This window comes from Paenibacillus sp. JT22N7, from assembly GCF_059383875.1.
In genome coordinates this window covers 939,629-956,100 of sequence record NZ_JBXENY010000001.1, presented here as the reverse complement: position 1 = coordinate 956,100, position 16,472 = coordinate 939,629, and the positions used below count along the sequence as shown (strand labels likewise).

At 35.6% G+C, this 16,472-nt stretch carries 11 protein-coding genes; 4 read left to right on the top strand and 7 right to left on the bottom strand.

Features of this window, described 5'->3' with window-relative positions:
* Positions 1 to 404: 404 nt before the first annotated feature.
* The 5 genes from AC50Y5_RS04205 to AC50Y5_RS04185 form a co-directional block, all read right to left on the bottom strand.
* Positions 405 to 1,427: a hypothetical protein gene (locus AC50Y5_RS04205; protein ID WP_494858621.1), complete on the bottom strand. Its 1,023-nt coding sequence runs from the start codon at positions 1,425 to 1,427 to the stop codon at positions 405 to 407.
* 36 nt (positions 1,428 to 1,463) lie between these two features.
* Positions 1,464 to 2,117, bottom strand: coding sequence for a restriction endonuclease (locus tag AC50Y5_RS04200; RefSeq protein WP_494858619.1), 654 nt, complete (start codon positions 2,115 to 2,117; stop codon positions 1,464 to 1,466).
* Between the two features lie 204 nt (positions 2,118 to 2,321).
* Positions 2,322 to 4,052, bottom strand: a complete 1,731-nt coding sequence (locus AC50Y5_RS04195; protein WP_494858617.1) for an ADP-ribosylglycohydrolase family protein — start codon at positions 4,050 to 4,052, stop codon at positions 2,322 to 2,324.
* Between the two features lies 1 nt (position 4,053).
* The gene (locus AC50Y5_RS04190; RefSeq protein WP_494858613.1) at positions 4,054 to 4,740 is read right to left on the bottom strand and encodes a DarT ssDNA thymidine ADP-ribosyltransferase family protein; all 687 of its coding nucleotides are present in this window, start codon (positions 4,738 to 4,740) and stop codon (positions 4,054 to 4,056) included.
* Positions 4,733 to 6,157: a 3'-5' exonuclease gene (locus AC50Y5_RS04185; protein ID WP_494858609.1), complete on the bottom strand. Its 1,425-nt coding sequence runs from the start codon at positions 6,155 to 6,157 to the stop codon at positions 4,733 to 4,735. Before AC50Y5_RS04185 ends, AC50Y5_RS04190 begins: the two co-directional genes overlap by 8 nt.
* 675 nt (positions 6,158 to 6,832) lie before the next feature.
* Here AC50Y5_RS04185 and AC50Y5_RS04180 point away from each other — a divergent pair.
* From AC50Y5_RS04180 to AC50Y5_RS04165, 4 genes are all read left to right on the top strand, one after another.
* On the top strand, positions 6,833 to 7,609 hold the full coding sequence (locus tag AC50Y5_RS04180) for an ABC-three component system protein (protein WP_494858607.1): 777 nt from the start codon (positions 6,833 to 6,835) through the stop codon (positions 7,607 to 7,609).
* A complete protein-coding gene (locus AC50Y5_RS04175) occupies positions 7,593 to 7,826 on the top strand; it encodes an ABC-three component system middle component 7 (RefSeq protein WP_494858605.1) in 234 nt (77 codons plus the stop codon). Before AC50Y5_RS04180 ends, AC50Y5_RS04175 begins: the two co-directional genes overlap by 17 nt.
* A complete protein-coding gene (locus AC50Y5_RS04170; protein ID WP_494858603.1) occupies positions 7,810 to 9,435 on the top strand; it encodes a DUF2326 domain-containing protein in 1,626 nt (541 codons plus the stop codon). The genes AC50Y5_RS04175 and AC50Y5_RS04170 overlap by 17 nt, the downstream gene beginning before the upstream one ends.
* 255 nt (positions 9,436 to 9,690) lie before the next feature.
* Positions 9,691 to 10,263: a hypothetical protein gene (locus AC50Y5_RS04165; RefSeq protein ID WP_494858601.1), complete on the top strand. Its 573-nt coding sequence runs from the start codon at positions 9,691 to 9,693 to the stop codon at positions 10,261 to 10,263.
* Positions 10,264 to 10,376: 113 nt separating this feature from the next.
* On the opposite strand, the gene AC50Y5_RS04160 is transcribed toward AC50Y5_RS04165, so the two are convergent.
* Together AC50Y5_RS04160 and AC50Y5_RS04155 are read right to left on the bottom strand one after the other, a co-directional pair.
* Entirely contained in the window at positions 10,377 to 15,410 is a 5,034-nt protein-coding gene (locus AC50Y5_RS04160; RefSeq protein WP_494858599.1) for a phage tail spike protein, read from the bottom strand.
* An 86-nt stretch (positions 15,411 to 15,496) separates the two neighbouring features.
* Positions 15,497 to 16,033, bottom strand: coding sequence for a hypothetical protein (locus tag AC50Y5_RS04155; protein WP_494858597.1), 537 nt, complete (start codon positions 16,031 to 16,033; stop codon positions 15,497 to 15,499).
* Positions 16,034 to 16,472: the final 439 nt, after the last annotated feature.

Below are 16,472 nucleotides of genomic sequence, written 5' to 3'. Positions count from 1 at the left end.
AATTGAATATTAGTATTGTCTAAAACACGATGTTGGACAAAGAAACAATTAGCAGAAAATAAAAATTCATATTATAGTTACCTCTCCTCAATTAGTGGGGTGAATGTAACGTCTCCATTGAATCATCGGAGAAGGTTATTAATACCTAGGTGTTAATCCTAGGCAGATTTTTAACTTCGCAGATTCTGAGATTTTGGAAGGCAAAGCGGACAAAGAAGCGACAAGGTGCTGTTGTAATTTAAATGGTTCTAGTGCCAAGCTAATTCGTTCCCTTACGCCTAACTTCCATACCAGCAGTAGAAGGATATTAAAGACTTAAACAGAAAAGCTTTAGAACATAATACAATGTCAAGACTAGTTTTGCTTTAATTGAGTATAATATAATTTCATTCTTAAAATGAGTCTCAATCCTTTGTATCATTTTCTTTCTTCCAATCCTCAACAAGTTTTGATCTATCAATTACTCCATCAAGAGATGCAAATTCAAGTTCAATAATATCTCCAAGTAATAGTCCACAAACTGAACAATCAAATGAGACAGGATTAAACTTCAAATATTCGAGGACTATTATTTTTGAGTTATCCCATAAATCTTCTATTAATTCGTCCTCTTGAAAAAATTCAGTTTCACCATATAAAGTTGCTTTGGATTTGCAAATCGGACAGATCATCTGAAGTTTATTCCAATCATCAGTCAAAATGGCTTCACTTTGAACTTCAAAACCTGCTGACTTTGATTTACTTTTTGCTTCTCCAATTTTCCTTTCATATTCTTCTACTTTAGTTCTTTTATAATCTTCTAAAAATTTCATTTCAAAATTGTCCTTACCAAAAATGTGGTCGATAAATAAAAGCATCTCACAACATAAGTCGTGAACTTTTATTGCTGTATATACAATTCGATCTAACTGATGTTTATTATATTTAGGAAGATATGCATGTACACTGTTATTTCTAATATCGGAAATGTTATCTAAATAACCAGAATACTCTTTTTTTCTATCTGGAAATAACTTATAGAAGCGTGTAACCGCCTCATTAAATTCTATACTCTTAGGTTTCTTGAATGAAGATAGTTCACTTGCAAAATTATATGCTTTTACTTTGTTAGGGTATGTTAGAGCCATTGCGATTTCATCAGAAAGCGCAGAGTATAAAAAAATAAATGCTTCTTTTGCAATTATTGCCTTGAGCATTAATTCTATTGATATACACAGATTTCCAATAATTACTTGGACGTTATTTTTTTTGATAAATGAATCTTCCGCGATCTCCTTTAGATATTGCTTGTAAAGATTAATGCCAACTTGATAATAATCATGCGCACTCTTTTTTATTCCTTCCTGTATTTCTTCGACTACACTTTTTAATTGCTCACTATATTTTTTATTTTCTTCGTTTTCAAATGAAGTATACTCAAAAGTCATTTAAAATCATTCCTTATATTTTTACGATTTTATTCCTTACTTTCCCATCACTCTCTTTACATACTTCTCAGCTTTGTAGTCCTTCTTTATTTCTTGAAGCACAGAACTATTAGCCTCACTCCATGATTCTAAAATCATTCTTGGCTCTGCTTCAATCCTATCTATTACTCCCTGAATATCATCTCGTTTGAAATCGTCAATCATAACTATCAAGTCACTTCTGTCTAACAACTTCACATGATTAATACCCGCTAATGTCTCACAAGGCTCAGTAAACTTGGCTGATGCAATTACAATAGCTTTCTTCGCTTTGTAGTAACGCATGCATGAGAAAACCTCCTGCACTGCACTTATGCCAACTGGATTGTCCTCCGAATATCGCTTCGCCTGCACCACATTCCTTATGCCCTCTCGATCAGTAAACACAATATCTGCGCCAAAATCTCTGCTGCTTGTTGTTTTGTATACACCATGATAGCCCAATTCTATAAAAAGCCTGTATAGGTACATCTCAAACTCAGAACCATCGAGCATCATGTCAATATCAGCAATTCCAATTGTTTTTATGTCGCAACCGTCAGGAACAGTTCGAGTTATATGAATCTTTTGCTTTCTACCAAACCTGAAAATTAAAACAAGCCCTAAACCAAGGGTAAAGATTAATATTCCCATTATTAGATAGCCACTCACTAAATATCAACTCCATTGGTTTAAAACTAACGATTGTTCACAGGCTTATTTGTGAGAGTGAAATATCACTATGATCAAAAATTCACATAAGAATCACACTACTCGAATACAACAAAGTAGTGTGATTTTAAGTTAGCATTATTTATTCTTGCTTGTTATTTTACCATTAACCTGACCATTCAAGATGGATTCAGCAGATTGCAATTAATGTAGATTTTTCAAAAACAATTTCAATAACTCATTTAATTGCTCGTCTTTAATTCCTTTTGGACTAAACTTTGCACGAATTAATTGGAAATCTGCTGAATCCTTTACATCAATATTCATTAGATTGATGTAATTTATTACCTCTAATACTAATTTTAAAAATTTCTTCGCGTACATACGAGGCGGTACTATCTTTAAAAGTTCCCCTAGTGCATCTGCTGATAAATGTATTCTAACTTCTTGTTTAGCAATCTTTTCATTAACTATAAACTTGGTATTAGGATTGTTTAATGTAATTTCATTCTTTGTTTTCACTTCAAATATTGTTGCGTTGTTCTCTATTTCTCTAATTTCTCTAATTTCTTTGCTTTCTTTGCTTTCTTTAATGTTGTCATTTACTTTATTTATTATTTTTATAAATAATGATTGACCTTCATCTGTTACTAATTTATATGTAGTTACAATTGTATTTTTTACGTTCACCTTATGTTTTATTTTTTCAACTAACCGCGCAGAGTTAAATGGACCAATACTTACTTCATTTCCAATTCCTATATTAGGCAATTGCTCTTTTACTTTTTTGTTATCAAAGAAATCCCATAGTCTTTTTTTAGACTCAAAATTATCCTCTGTTCTAAAAGTATTCACTAACTTCCTTATATACTCGTAATCTTGAACCATTAACCACTCAGGTGGAATCCATTCTGTTCCATGTAATGCACCTAATAATCCTCCAACCATAGAAGCATTAGTATCAGAGTCTGAGTCCTCTAAAAAGGCAGTCTCTAACACACCAGCAACAGGGTCTGCTGCAAACTTTGAAGCCATGTAAATAGACACGAGAACTGCAACTGTACCTGCACCGCGAGTTGACTTATCAAAACAATTTAGCTTCCTCAAAGTATCTTGACCTGTATCTAGAATCCCTCTTTTTATTGCTGCTTGTGCAATTTTCAAACCCTCAAGCAACTCTCCTAAAGTATTACTCCAAAGAACCGAGTATTTATTGTTTGTTGATACATTAGCAGCTTCTAGCCAATCATTCATATTATTTAAAGTTGGCTGGAGACTCCACGCATCTTTTTGGTCAATTAAATAATTAATTAGTTCACCATACTGGAGAGTCTCATCTTTGTTCAATAGGTAATTAAGCGCGCAAGCATACAAGTTTGAACTTAACAATGCTCTAGGGTGACCATGAGTAGATATTCCATTTAGAAACACATGATTGATTATCTCATCAAGCTTTCCATTAGAAAATACAACATGTGGCAAAATACGCATAGCTACGCCATTACCACCTGCGTCAAAGTACTTCTTAACATTGCTACTACCTTGTTTTTCGATATCCCAAGGCATACTTCCACTACTCCAAGCTTGCGCCGCTCTTTTAGTGGCACCACCACCACCTCTTTCATAGAGAACCCAAGAAGGAAGCTCAATTTTCACGAAATGAGTGAACCAATTTTTATACTTCAAACTTCTTGCTGTAGAAAAAATTAATTGAGTATCATCACTATAAGCACCTGCTTGTATTTCTTCCTCATGGGAGTAGTATCTTCCACCTGATTTTCTCTTCCATTTTTGAAGTAGAACTTGTGTTTTCGTTGAAGGCCCCATTCTTGAACCTCTATCTTCTTGGGGCCAACCTATTGCATCTCCAGCTACTGCACTTAATATTGAACCAAACTGTTTATCAACTAATTGCAACCTGTGCTGCTCATTCATACTAACACTCCTCAATATATGGAGTTTCCATTGGGCGTATTCCACCCCTAATCATTGCATTCCAGTTTACATCAAACAATTCTGGAGCAACAATCCAGTTTAAATCTTGCGGTACATCTGAGAGTAAACTTAACCTAGACTTTTCTTTTCTAGCCTGTTCCCTGTTAGGGGTTGCAATCCCGATAATATCAGAGCGCGAAATATTTTTGTGAATCAATACCTCTGCTTGTCCATCCGTTGGACAACAACTCAACATTGACTGTGTACGGTACAATGTTCTCTGACCTTCAACGGGATTGTTAAACATACCTCTAAACGCATCTTCACCAGATTTAATATGTCTACCTCGGTCAGCTGCTGCGTTTCTATGGCAAAATAAAGTACTTTCGTCCAAAATCAAACGTGGATGTATTAAGAGTACAACCCACTCTTTGAATATTGGGTCATTGTCCTTTATCCTTTTCAAATACCATGTGTTTGGATATTGTACTGAGCAGCAAACATAATCCTCTTTACCATCATAACGGTATTGATCATTCTTTTCTAGCAAATCAAGTTGATCGTCTAAACTTGTGTTCGAAATGATGCCAGACTCACTTCGAAGAATATGTAACAATTTGCTTGATCTCGTGAAGTGACACAACCTAGTGATTCCTCGTTCCTTAATATCATTATCCAATTTATTCATTTTCAAACTCCTGATAAAGGTTATTGTCGCGCGGTAGCATCTCCGTAAGTTCACCAGCATATGTGATAATTAAACCTCGTCTTGCTCTTGTAACACCAACATATAACAACTTTATCTCTTCGCTCGTTGCTTCATCTTTGGAATCAAGAGCTGTAATTCTTTCTTGTGCGGGTAGCCTATCCTGAGTACAAAATGGCATTATAATTATATCAAATTCTAATCCTTTTGCAGAGTGATATGTTCCTACCGAAATGCCTGGTTTTGTATTCCAAGATATCATCTCACCACTAAGTTCTGTCGTATCAACTCTTCTGTTTGCAAATTCAGTGCGTAGGAACGCAACTGTTTCTCTATCACGAACTAACAACGCTACAGTCTGAGTGCCAGCTATTTTGGGTATCTCATTTAAATGGTACTCAATTTCATCATCTTCATTATCGAATTTTAAAAGTGCGGGCAACGGACCAGAAGCCCTTGGGAATTTCGGCTCAATTAAATCAGCGTCATCTTTAAAATAAGACATCTTCGATATTGCAAGACCCAGCGCTGCAATTTCTTTTGTGTTCCGATAATTCTGGCTAAACCTCCAAATCTGAGGATTCATAAAACCAGCTGAACGCCAAGAAATTCTACTACCGTAAATTTGTTGGGCAACATCACCAAAATATGTGAGGCTCCCATCACTTGGAATAGCAAGCGCAAGCGATTGTAACATTGTTGGAGAGAAATCTTGCCCTTCGTCGATTATAATATGTTTGTACATACGCTTAGTGTTGTCTTTTTTCAATTCTTCACGTACATAGTAAGCAAGGTCTTCCATATCATATAAATAGCTTTTTTCTTGACGTAACGACAAATATCTATCATATACCATATAGAAATATTTTCTGTTTACTCTTGTAATTCTGGTTCCAGCACGACCGGTCCTCTCAACATCCTCATATTCAACTTGGCTTGTTATACCGTTCTTTTGAATCCAGTTAATTTCTTCAATGAAAACTTCTACTGGTCGTTCCAATGTGGAAACACCTTTATTTTTTGATGTAATTTCCTCATGAGCAATTCTGATTAAGTCGGTTTTTGTATAATATCGTGAAGAATATGGTGGTACTATATCATATCTTCCCATTTTTTCTCGACTAGCTAAATAACCTCGTGCGAATTTGTGATAGTTAAGTACATGTACGTTTTTTAAAAGCTTATTTGAAATTGACTTTAAAAATGTTACTAGAGCCTTATTAAATGTCACAATCATTGTATTTTCGTCAGAGGCACAAAATGTCTTCGCAAGATAGGCTGCACGATAAATAGCGAGAGTAGTTTTACCACTACCCGCGGTACCTAAAACAACATAATGACCTTGCTCAGGTAGCGCAAGTACTTCAACTTGTTGACCAACTGGATTTGGAAGTGTCATATTCTATCTCCTTACTAATTGTGGAAGTATACTCATTATAGTATAATAGACCCATAATTAATAGCCGAAAATGTTAAATACAACAAATGCGGGTAATATGAACCACAAAATCCAGATAGTCCAAATGGTAGTGTTCTTCTTTTTAAAACGTGTTAAAAGTCTTAAATGTATAAGTACGATTATTTGTGATTCAATAGACTACATACTTTGCGCACTCCCATCTTAGGACCTTTAATGCTATGTTCTTTGAATTACTTTCTTCTGTCTTAAAAAAGTTACAACATACATTTTATTATTCGACGCTAACGATTATCTATATAATTAATGTTCAATAACAGCACCTACATAAAAAAATGTAATTATCAACTTTTCAAAGTTCCTAATCAAGAAATTTTAAGAAAATAAAAGAATATGAAAAGAAGTATAATATGGATCTCATAAGTTATAGTGGCTGAGGTAAACCAGCCTACAAGTAAACAGATTTTAATGCGTACTTAATATATTAATACTGCATAGTAAAAAACTTGCTGACTCAACCTAATTGTAACAAACATCTTTTTCTTACAAATTTCGAGCTTCAACATATAACGAAAAGGAGTTCTATTCGTAAATGTCGAATCATGTATTTTGTAGTAAGATATTGGTAGATAAATAGTACCTTAATCGAGGTGTATCATGTCAAAAAATATTAGGCGAGAACCTACTCAAAATGAAAGCATCATCCTTTTTAATGAAGTCGATGGTCTGTGTCCATTATGCAATAAAAGTCTCATGCAAACTAAGAAAAAAGTAAAAATTAAAATATTTGAAGCAGCACATATCTACCCTTTAAACCCAACCGAGGAAGAAATAGAATTATTGAAAAATGAAGAACGACTGACATCAGATGTGAATGACTTAGATAATTTTATAGCCTTATGCAGGGCATGCCATAAAGTATTCGATCATCCCAGAACTGTGGAGGAATACAGAATATTATACAAGATAAAAAAAACTATTATCACTAGAAATATCACAAAAGTGAAATTCCACGAGTACCCTATGGAGAATGAAATTAGAGATATACTCTTGAAGTTAATAGGAGTAGCAGACGAAACGAGGCTAGTTAAATTAAATTTAGAAGCACATAAACTTGATGATAAAGCAAACACAACTTTATCACCATTCACCAAAAGAAAAATTAGGAGTGACATAACTGATTATTACATATTTATAAGAGATGAGTTTAGTCAACTGGACAAGGCGCATCCAAAATCATTTAAAAAAATCGCTTCACAAATCAGGTCTTTTTATGTTCAAGTTGATTCCGTTGAGGAGTCTCAAGAAACCGTTTACGATATTGTTTCTGAATGGTTGTCTAAAAAGACAGAAAACAGTTCGAAAAGTGCGTGTGAAATTATAACTGCTTATTTTATTCAAAATTGCGAGGTGTTCGATGTTAGTTCCAAATAAAATTATGCGATATAATGATTCTATTATTAAGAAAATGATTTCTATCTTAATAAAACTAGAAAATGAAGAAATAAAAATCGAGAAATTATATCACGAAACACAGAATGACTTTGAAGAAATAGATGAATTTCTTTACTCATTGGATGTATTATACATACTTGATAGTATTGAAGTGGATTTCAGCAGAGGAGTAGTGAAATATGTTAAAGCTAATTAAATGCGATATATTCCAAGAAAAAGAGATACGATTTCATAATGGATTAAATGTAGTTCTAGGCGACAATCTTGGTTCTAATTCAATAGGGAAATCTACATTATTAATGATCGTCGATTTTATTTTTGGTGGTAATACATATATAACTCATAATAAGGATGTTGTTGCTAGACTTGGGCATCATGAATTTTTCTTCATATTTGAATTTAACAAAGTCGAGTATTTTTTTTCTCGCGGTACGTTAAAGCCAGAATTAGTTTACAACTGTAATAATCAATTTATTAAAAACACCTCAATAGAATTGGACAAATATAATGATTTTTTAAAATTATCTTATGGCATTCACTCTGAGAAATTAACATTTAGATCCGCGGTAAGTCCATTTAGTCGAGTATGGGGTAAAAATAATTATGATGTAAAGAGACCATTACATGCTCATCACTCTGAAGCTAACCTAGAGACAGTTAATAAACTAATTAAGATTTTTAATGAATATCATAAGATAAATACACAAGATAACGAATTAAAAAGAGCAACTGAAGAAAAAAAAATATTTCGAAAAGCAAGTGATTTTGAATATATTCCAAGAATAACAAAGATGAAATATAAAAATAATTTAAAGGTAATAGAAGAACTCCGGACAGAAATTAATAATCTAGGAAAAGCTATTTTTGATCCTACAAATAACATAACAGATCTAATTACAGATGAACTTCTCATCTTAGGTGACAGGAAGAGAATTTTATTAAAAGAAAAAGAATATTTGAGATCCCGATTATTTCGAGTGAACAAAGGATCAACAAAGACAGTCAATGCTGAGTTCGATAATTTATTAGAATTTTTCCCACAAGCAAATATTACAAAGATACAAGAGATCGAGCGTTTTCATAACGGGATTTCTTCAATTTTGGGTGATGAATTTGAACGTGTAAAAAAAGAATTAAACAACGGCATTGAATCGTTAGAAGCAGATATCCGTGAGATAAATAATAAAATGGATAAATTAATAAATCCTGATGAGAAGCCTAATATATTTATAGATAAGTTACTTGAGGTTTCATCTAAACTGAAAAATGTTGAAATTGAAAATGAATACTATACCAAGATGAATAAGATTAGCAGCGATGTAGATTTACAAAAAAACACTCTTAATAATCTTAAAGAAACCATCCTTAAAACCATTTCACAAAGCATCAACAATAAATTGTCGGAAATAAATACAGAAATCTATATGGGACAAAGAATGGCTCCTGAACTTTTATTGAAACTAAATGACTATGAGTATAAGTTCTTTGATAATACTGGAACCGGAAAGGCATATACAAATTTAATAATTTTTGATTTAGCAATCTTTTTGTTAACTGATTTACCATCAATTACTCACGATTCATTTTTATTTAAAAATATAGAACAACCCGCTATAGAAGAAATTATTAAATTATATAATTCGAGTGCAAAACAAGTTTTTATTGCTATCGATTCTATACACTTTTATAGTAAGTTAACTCAACGGTTATTAAAAAAGAACAAAGTAATACAACTTGATGATAAGAAACTTTTGTTCATTTTGGATTGGAGAAATATGAAAAACGATGAGCCAGAAAGTAATTAGTGTTTTAAAAAACTCTATCAGCTTATTAATCACTTAGATAGTTTTTCATTCATTTACTACGGCACAAAAGATTAACGTGAACGAACATGAAACAGCTAATGAAGTAGCAGCTGAAGCTATTCCTACCTCTATGAAGATGATTTGTTTGTGCTAAATGAGTGACTACTCAAGATTGAAGATTACTGTTTGTCCATTCCTATATGATTCAATGGAAGGATATATTGCTATAATTATCAACGATAATGAGGTGCCGTCATGCTGAATTATGGAGAGGAATTGGTTTATTGGTATTTACGTTTTAATGGTTTTTTTTTAATTGACAACTTTGTTCTTCATTCTTCTCATTCAAGAGGTAGTAGAACATCTGATTCAGATTTACTTGGTATTAGGCTACCATTTGTTTACGAAGAAGTAGGGGGACAAGAAACAGATTGGGACAAACTCAACCTTTTCAAGAATCTTGATATTAGAAGACGAATTGCTATAATATGTGAAGTGAAAACAGGTAGCTTTGATAAAGATAAAATTTTCAGAGAACAAAATATTGAAAAATCATTGGCTAGATTCGGAATTTCCTCTGTTTATTCGAAATATGTCTCTCAGATTCAGAACAATGCTATTACAACTATTGATGACTTTCTAGTAGCTAAAATTTTATTTTCAAGAGAAATCGAGAGTCCTCGGGATGATTGCCTTCATGTTGGAATTGACGAAGTGAACAAATTTATAAAAAAAAGATTACGGAAATACAATAACCGAAAGTACAATGATAGAATGTTTTTCTCTTCCTCTTTAATTCAATACTTGACTTGGGAAGAACAGCAGTAGCTAGAAACTTCTTCAATGCACCATATTCCATTAGCTCGGTCAAAACAAAAGAAAGGGGCTAACCAATAAGTCAGTGAAACTGACTACTGGACAGCCCTTTCTTTTCAATCACTTTAGTTAATATCAATCCTCGCACCAACCAACTTGATATTACCTGATGCTTTCAAATCAATGTTACCGTTGATATTTATATTTAATCCTTCACTGCCTAACTCTGCTATACTTCCATTGGGCAACTGCATATAAATTGTCTCTCCCGCTTCATCCATTCCCATTTTCGCGCCCGATGAGTGTTTCAATTGAATCCCTCCACCTTCTGAGTTGATTCGAACCTCTTTGCCCATAATATTAACTGGTTTATTCAGACTAGTTATATCAATCCCCTGATCATACAGCTTAATCTCACGCAAATCACCAGAACTACTCGCGTTATACTTGAAGTGGAACTCATTCGTTGTTTTATAAATGTAGCCTCTTGCACTATCTCCCCATGTCGAGCCTGTTGTTCCAGTAATGACACCATCACCAGCACCCCATACGCTATATGGATACGAAAGCGCACCAGAGTCTTGGAATGCGAATTTCAGCTTCTCGGTATCATCGAACTCGTAGCTGTAAGCAATGTGAGCTGTCACCTCTGTAGTGAGATACTTCTTATCAGCATCCTTCCAGTACAGCGTATTGCCACGCGAGTCAATTGCAGGAGTTTTACTGGTTACCTTTCCTGTAATCCATTTAGAGTTATTGTCTTTAATGTCGATGTAGTCTACGTACTGCCCTATCTCTGCGTCCTTAGCCAATGTTCTCAAATGGTTAACAGTCAGATCAGCAATATATCCATCATCTGCTGTAATCGTGTTTGTAATAATATGCTCAGATGTGATCAAGCCAGCTCCAATGATATCAAACTTGTTGAGGTATAATTTTCTTTCATCTCCATCAATTAGCATATCACCTTCACCAGAGAAGATTCTGAGACGAATCGCTTGAAGTTCTTCTGCATAAAGATTTCCTTCTATATCAGCGTAGAACTTGTCTACCCAAATCGGGGACTGAGCTGTGTTGACATTCTTTTGCAGTACAAAGCCTCTTGTAGCGTTCATGATTGCCCTACTCATAACGTTACCTCTCGTCACCATAATGCCATTCTCAGCGTCAATAACAGTAGAATTGTACGACCTCCCAAGCTGGACTGAACTCTTCTCTAGAAAGTCAGCCAGCTTCGCTCTAGCGCCCTCATAAGCCTTGTAGAAGTCTTCCCACTTCGTATGGAAGATAAGTCTAGTGGAGCTGAGATCGTAAACGATGTGTGTAGTAGCGTTCATGTTTGCGAAGATAGGATTCATGTAGGTTGTCAAGGCATTATACGCTGCTTCTAATGTGCTTTTTGATGCAGCTAACTGGTTCTTAGCATCATCAAGACCGTAGTAGGAAGAATCTCTGTCATTGTATACAGAAGAAATATATCTCTCCAACTGAGTTCTCAGCTCAATATACTGCTTCGTGATGCTCTTGTAAGTGTTCGACAGTGTAATCTTCTCCGTAGACACGATAACATCATCTAAGATGATAGAATCCAATACAGAGAAGTCAAAATTGAGAGCATCAGCATCAAGCAAAACATTTCCGCGCTTAGTCTCAATTCGCAAACGTTTCGCCACTAAGTCCTCTGCAATCAGTGTACCATCCTCATAAGTGGAGCTGCCGATAGATGCATAAACTTTGTTAACCCATTGCCCCTCCCACTTCTGTAAAGCCAAGCCATTCGTAGCATTAAGCACCGAACGATACTTGCCATCATTACGCAGCGCAATAAATCCATATTCACCAATGACCACATTGCTGTAAAATTGTCCCATGCTAATTCCAGAGTAAAATTGAGCATCCTCGATCTTATTCCGAAGATTTTTCTCTTCATCATAATAGGTCTTGAATTTCAAGATGAATACTGCCCGATCTGTGATCTCACTAGTCTGGTTGATCATCGGGTCGTTAACATCAATGTTTAATGGATCAATGGAGTTGACTTTAATGTACTGAGACATGTACTGGATGAGTGATACGTAAGCATCTGTGAGCGGTTGCGTTGAGTACAGGTCGATTGTGCTTGGAGTTTTCGTGAAGAATTGAGCGTCCATGTCAAATATATCGTCCCTTTGAGATGTTTTATACTCTTCTGCCTGCTCAAGCATTCTGTGATAGCCAGCTTCAATCTTATAAAGTTCAGTGATGATCTGCATTTTTTCAATTGTCGTAAGCTTGTTATCAGCAACAATAGTACTGAAATCTCCAATATCAAGGTAATTATTCTCAGCATCCAGAATGACTTTTCCGACATTGTTAACGATCTTGATGTTCTCAGCTACAAGACCCTTCGTGTATAATATTCCGTCATTAGTGTCCGACCACATAAGCTTTTCCCATCCATCAGGATAAGTTGATGTGTCTGTTGTTTTTCTATCAATGACAAAGCCATCTAACTGATCTATCTTAACTCTAGTAATGTCGTTGAATGCATGTAGTCCGAACGTGTCAGGATTTTCATCAACCAAACCCATCTTCATGACCAGCGTACCATCACGATCAAAGATTTCACCTTTGGAGCCTTGCCACTTAACGACACCATCTTCGTCTTCAAGGGCGAGGTGTATACCAGTATAAATTTTTCCGTAGATATACTCCCCAACAATACCTCTACCTGTGATTGCATGCTTCCATGTGTTTCCACCATCATTGGTGATTGCAAGCATACCATTCAGACCCACAAGGTACGTTGAAATGTCATTCGGATCGCGAATGATAAGTCCACGATCAGAAATCTCAATCACTTGGTCTTTTGCACCAATGATTGCTTGCTTATTGGCATCCCAAGCATTATTGATAATCTGATTGATAGAACCCTTATTCTCCATCGACAAATCCCATTTCCATGCATCGATAGAAACCTGTGTCGATGTGCTGTAGGACTTGTAGAGCATATCAAGGAACTTATCTTTATTTGCATACAAATCTTTCACATTACTCAATGTTACACTGATGCCCGAATCTTCAAAGTTATATTCGATCTCAGTCAGCTTTGCTTTGAACTCAATCATCAGGCGTTCATGTTCAATTGCTACTGTATCACCAAGTCCAAGCTTATCCCAATTCCTTTGCTCTGTAATCATGGAAAGGAAATTAGCGATATCAACTTTCAACGTAATCTTCTGTTCTTTAAACTCATTGAAAGCTTTGATTCCTTCTGCTAAAAGATCATTGGGATCATCAATATTAGAGTCTTGCCATTCTTTCTCGATGATGTACTGATTTCTCTCGTCAAGCAATTCAGGAGTAAAGTTATTCCTAACATCTAGCATGACTTTGAGGACATTGATTTCGCTCAGGACAGCTTGGTATAAATCATCTTGAATGACAATCTCAGCTTCCTTGCTGCCAACTTCTACTTCCTTCGCTCTAATCTCAATCAGCTTCGCATTCAGCTCGATAAGAAGTGACTCCCTGTCACTTTTAAGGAGTGCTGTATCCTCATACACATTATCAGCGCGATCAATATCGTCACTAAGTATTGCGATTCGAGTGTTAAACACATCTCTCTCATCGAGGAGAATCTTGTATTGAGCTTTTAACGCAGCCAATTCAGTTCTCTTCGTATTTAAGATTGAATTGAATGTTCCCCTTTTAGCCACCAGAGTAGCAAAATCATCTTTATAATCCTGCAAGAGTGCATCATACTCAATAATGGAATGACAGAGATCATCAGACATATAATCACTGTGACTTAGCACATCATGCTCTTTGCTTTCGATAGAAATCTCGCTTACAGTGAATGCTTGATTTTGTCCGATGTATCCAAGCGAACCAGATGAATGTGTACTATCTTTGGCATTCAATATAAGCCTGTCACCAATCCATACTTTGATCGTGCTGTTATAAGCTTCTACAGCCATCTTGTAGTTTACATTTTGACTCCAACCATCAACTGCTGTCGTTTGGGCAAGCAATGTGGAAACGCCATTCTCGACCTTGTAGATGCGAACATGATTTGTTCCCCATCCAAGACCACCATCCACCTTGCCAGAATCCCAGCCTACATAATAGTAGTTTGCAGCATCTTGATAGCGGACTACAAAGCCCATCACATTGTCATCACCTGACGCTCTGAATGTAGCAGAAATTTTGTAATTAATGCTGTCTTCATAATTAGGAACAACAACAATCTCATTGTTTACTGCATGACTAGCGATCATCGCTTTAGAGTAATGACGAGTTTCTTGGTAAGGGTAGATGAAGTAATTGAAATCCTCAATGTATGTTGTACCAGTAGGATTAATCTCGCGAATGGAGATGTCTTCCTTACCATACATCTTTAATCTGGTGATTATCTCCTCCGCATTATCTTCTTGATTAAGCGATTCAAGGTACTTGCCATACTTGATCTTAAACCCCTTGTCCTGACCCACTAGATCGGGCTTCCTAAAGCTTACAGTACGTTCTAGGGTGTCCCATACCACCAAGGCATTGAACGTCTTAGCGACCTCAAATACAAGCTCTAAGACAGTGCTGGATGATACCTCTAAACCTCTACGCTTCAACTCATATTCAGAGTCGATATAGCTGACCTTCCAGATCGTATCCACCAACAGATCGTTCAGGAGTTCAGTAGCAGACTTGGAGACAGCCGTATAGTCACGAATGATCTTGTCATTCATTTCAAATCCCAACGAGAGACATTGTACATCTATCGTTTCCCCATCATCTTTACCATCTCTGGTTAGTGTAGTGAGGACAAAGAACTCAGTGTATGAGCCTAACACAAGCTTCGCCAGATAACGACCTCTAATGGTATCAGCATTAATGTTGCGACTGATCTCATGATGTTTGTCAACAAATACTGGTAAAGTGAAGCTCAGCTCATTTAATGCACCAAGCTTCTGGCTGAAAACAATGTTGTATGCTTCACTCAATTTTGATACCGCTTCTTTATTTGGCTTGCATAGGAATAATTGCGGCGTAACAGGCTTTCTCTTAAAATCTATGTCACCAAGTCTTGCTACCATGGTAGCACCTCCATCAGTTTGAATTGAAATTGCAGCATTTGAGTTAGAAAAATCATCTCTCATTTGGGTAGTTGTTGTGGCGTTACTCATTGCTATTCACTCTCCATTTAATTTCGTATAAAACAAAAACCTACGAGCATTTAAACATGCTCGTAGGTTGTTTTTCATTTCAATGCTTATTCTTCTACATCAGTATCTTCGTCACGCATGGCTTCTAAGCTTTGTTGTTGGTAAGCTTCGCTCTGAAGTTCAAATCGCCGTATTTGTCTGTAATGCTTAGGTGTCTTCAGCAATTGCTCTACCTCGTTTTCATCGCGCAAGACACATATAGTCTCCTCTCTCGCTCTCTCGCTTAGAAGATGAAATGGTATTGATGAAGAGTGTTGCTCCCGCATCTTCAACCAATACTCAATATCTCCGATGACATCGAGAGTATTTGAATCATAGTATTTCTCTAAACAATCAGGTTTTGTGCATTGCGAGCCAGCAACTCTAATGCTCAAGAGTTGCTTATTATTAGATTTCAACGGAACATCAAGTTCGACACTCTTCACTTCATCACAACCGCAGATTACACAGTTTAAAATATTAGGTGCATCTTCTCGAAAATCAGGCATTCGCTTCCTCTCCTCGTATTTTGCTATTTGTTCTTCCAAAAAGCTTTTGCCATCAACGGATTCTGGGGTATTACCATTGTCTTGGCTTCTCTTCATTTTCCCTACTCCTTTATATCAACTCAATAAAAGATGAGTTCCATTTAGAATTTTCAATAACGCTTGAACTTCCGAATGATGTACATCAATTATTTCTCCATCTTCAACTTTAGACATTAATCACCTCCATATTAGCCACTCTCCAATTTCACATTTATACAACTTACTGGCTCTGCGCATTAAGATTACATTTCAATCCCCCCCCTCGCAACGAATGCCAAATAAAGTACAGTGCCTAATTTTCGCATTAAAAAAGCAGAGTAGCTTATTAGCCACTCTGCTTATCAATAACATATAGAAAAGTCTCGGGAATCAAATCATTAGGAAAGCTCATATATGCTCAGCTCTTTCGTTATAGATAATGTATTAAAAAAAGAGTATCACACTAACAGCATAATAACAATATATTTGTTTGTAACTATATTTATGAAAGCTAAAT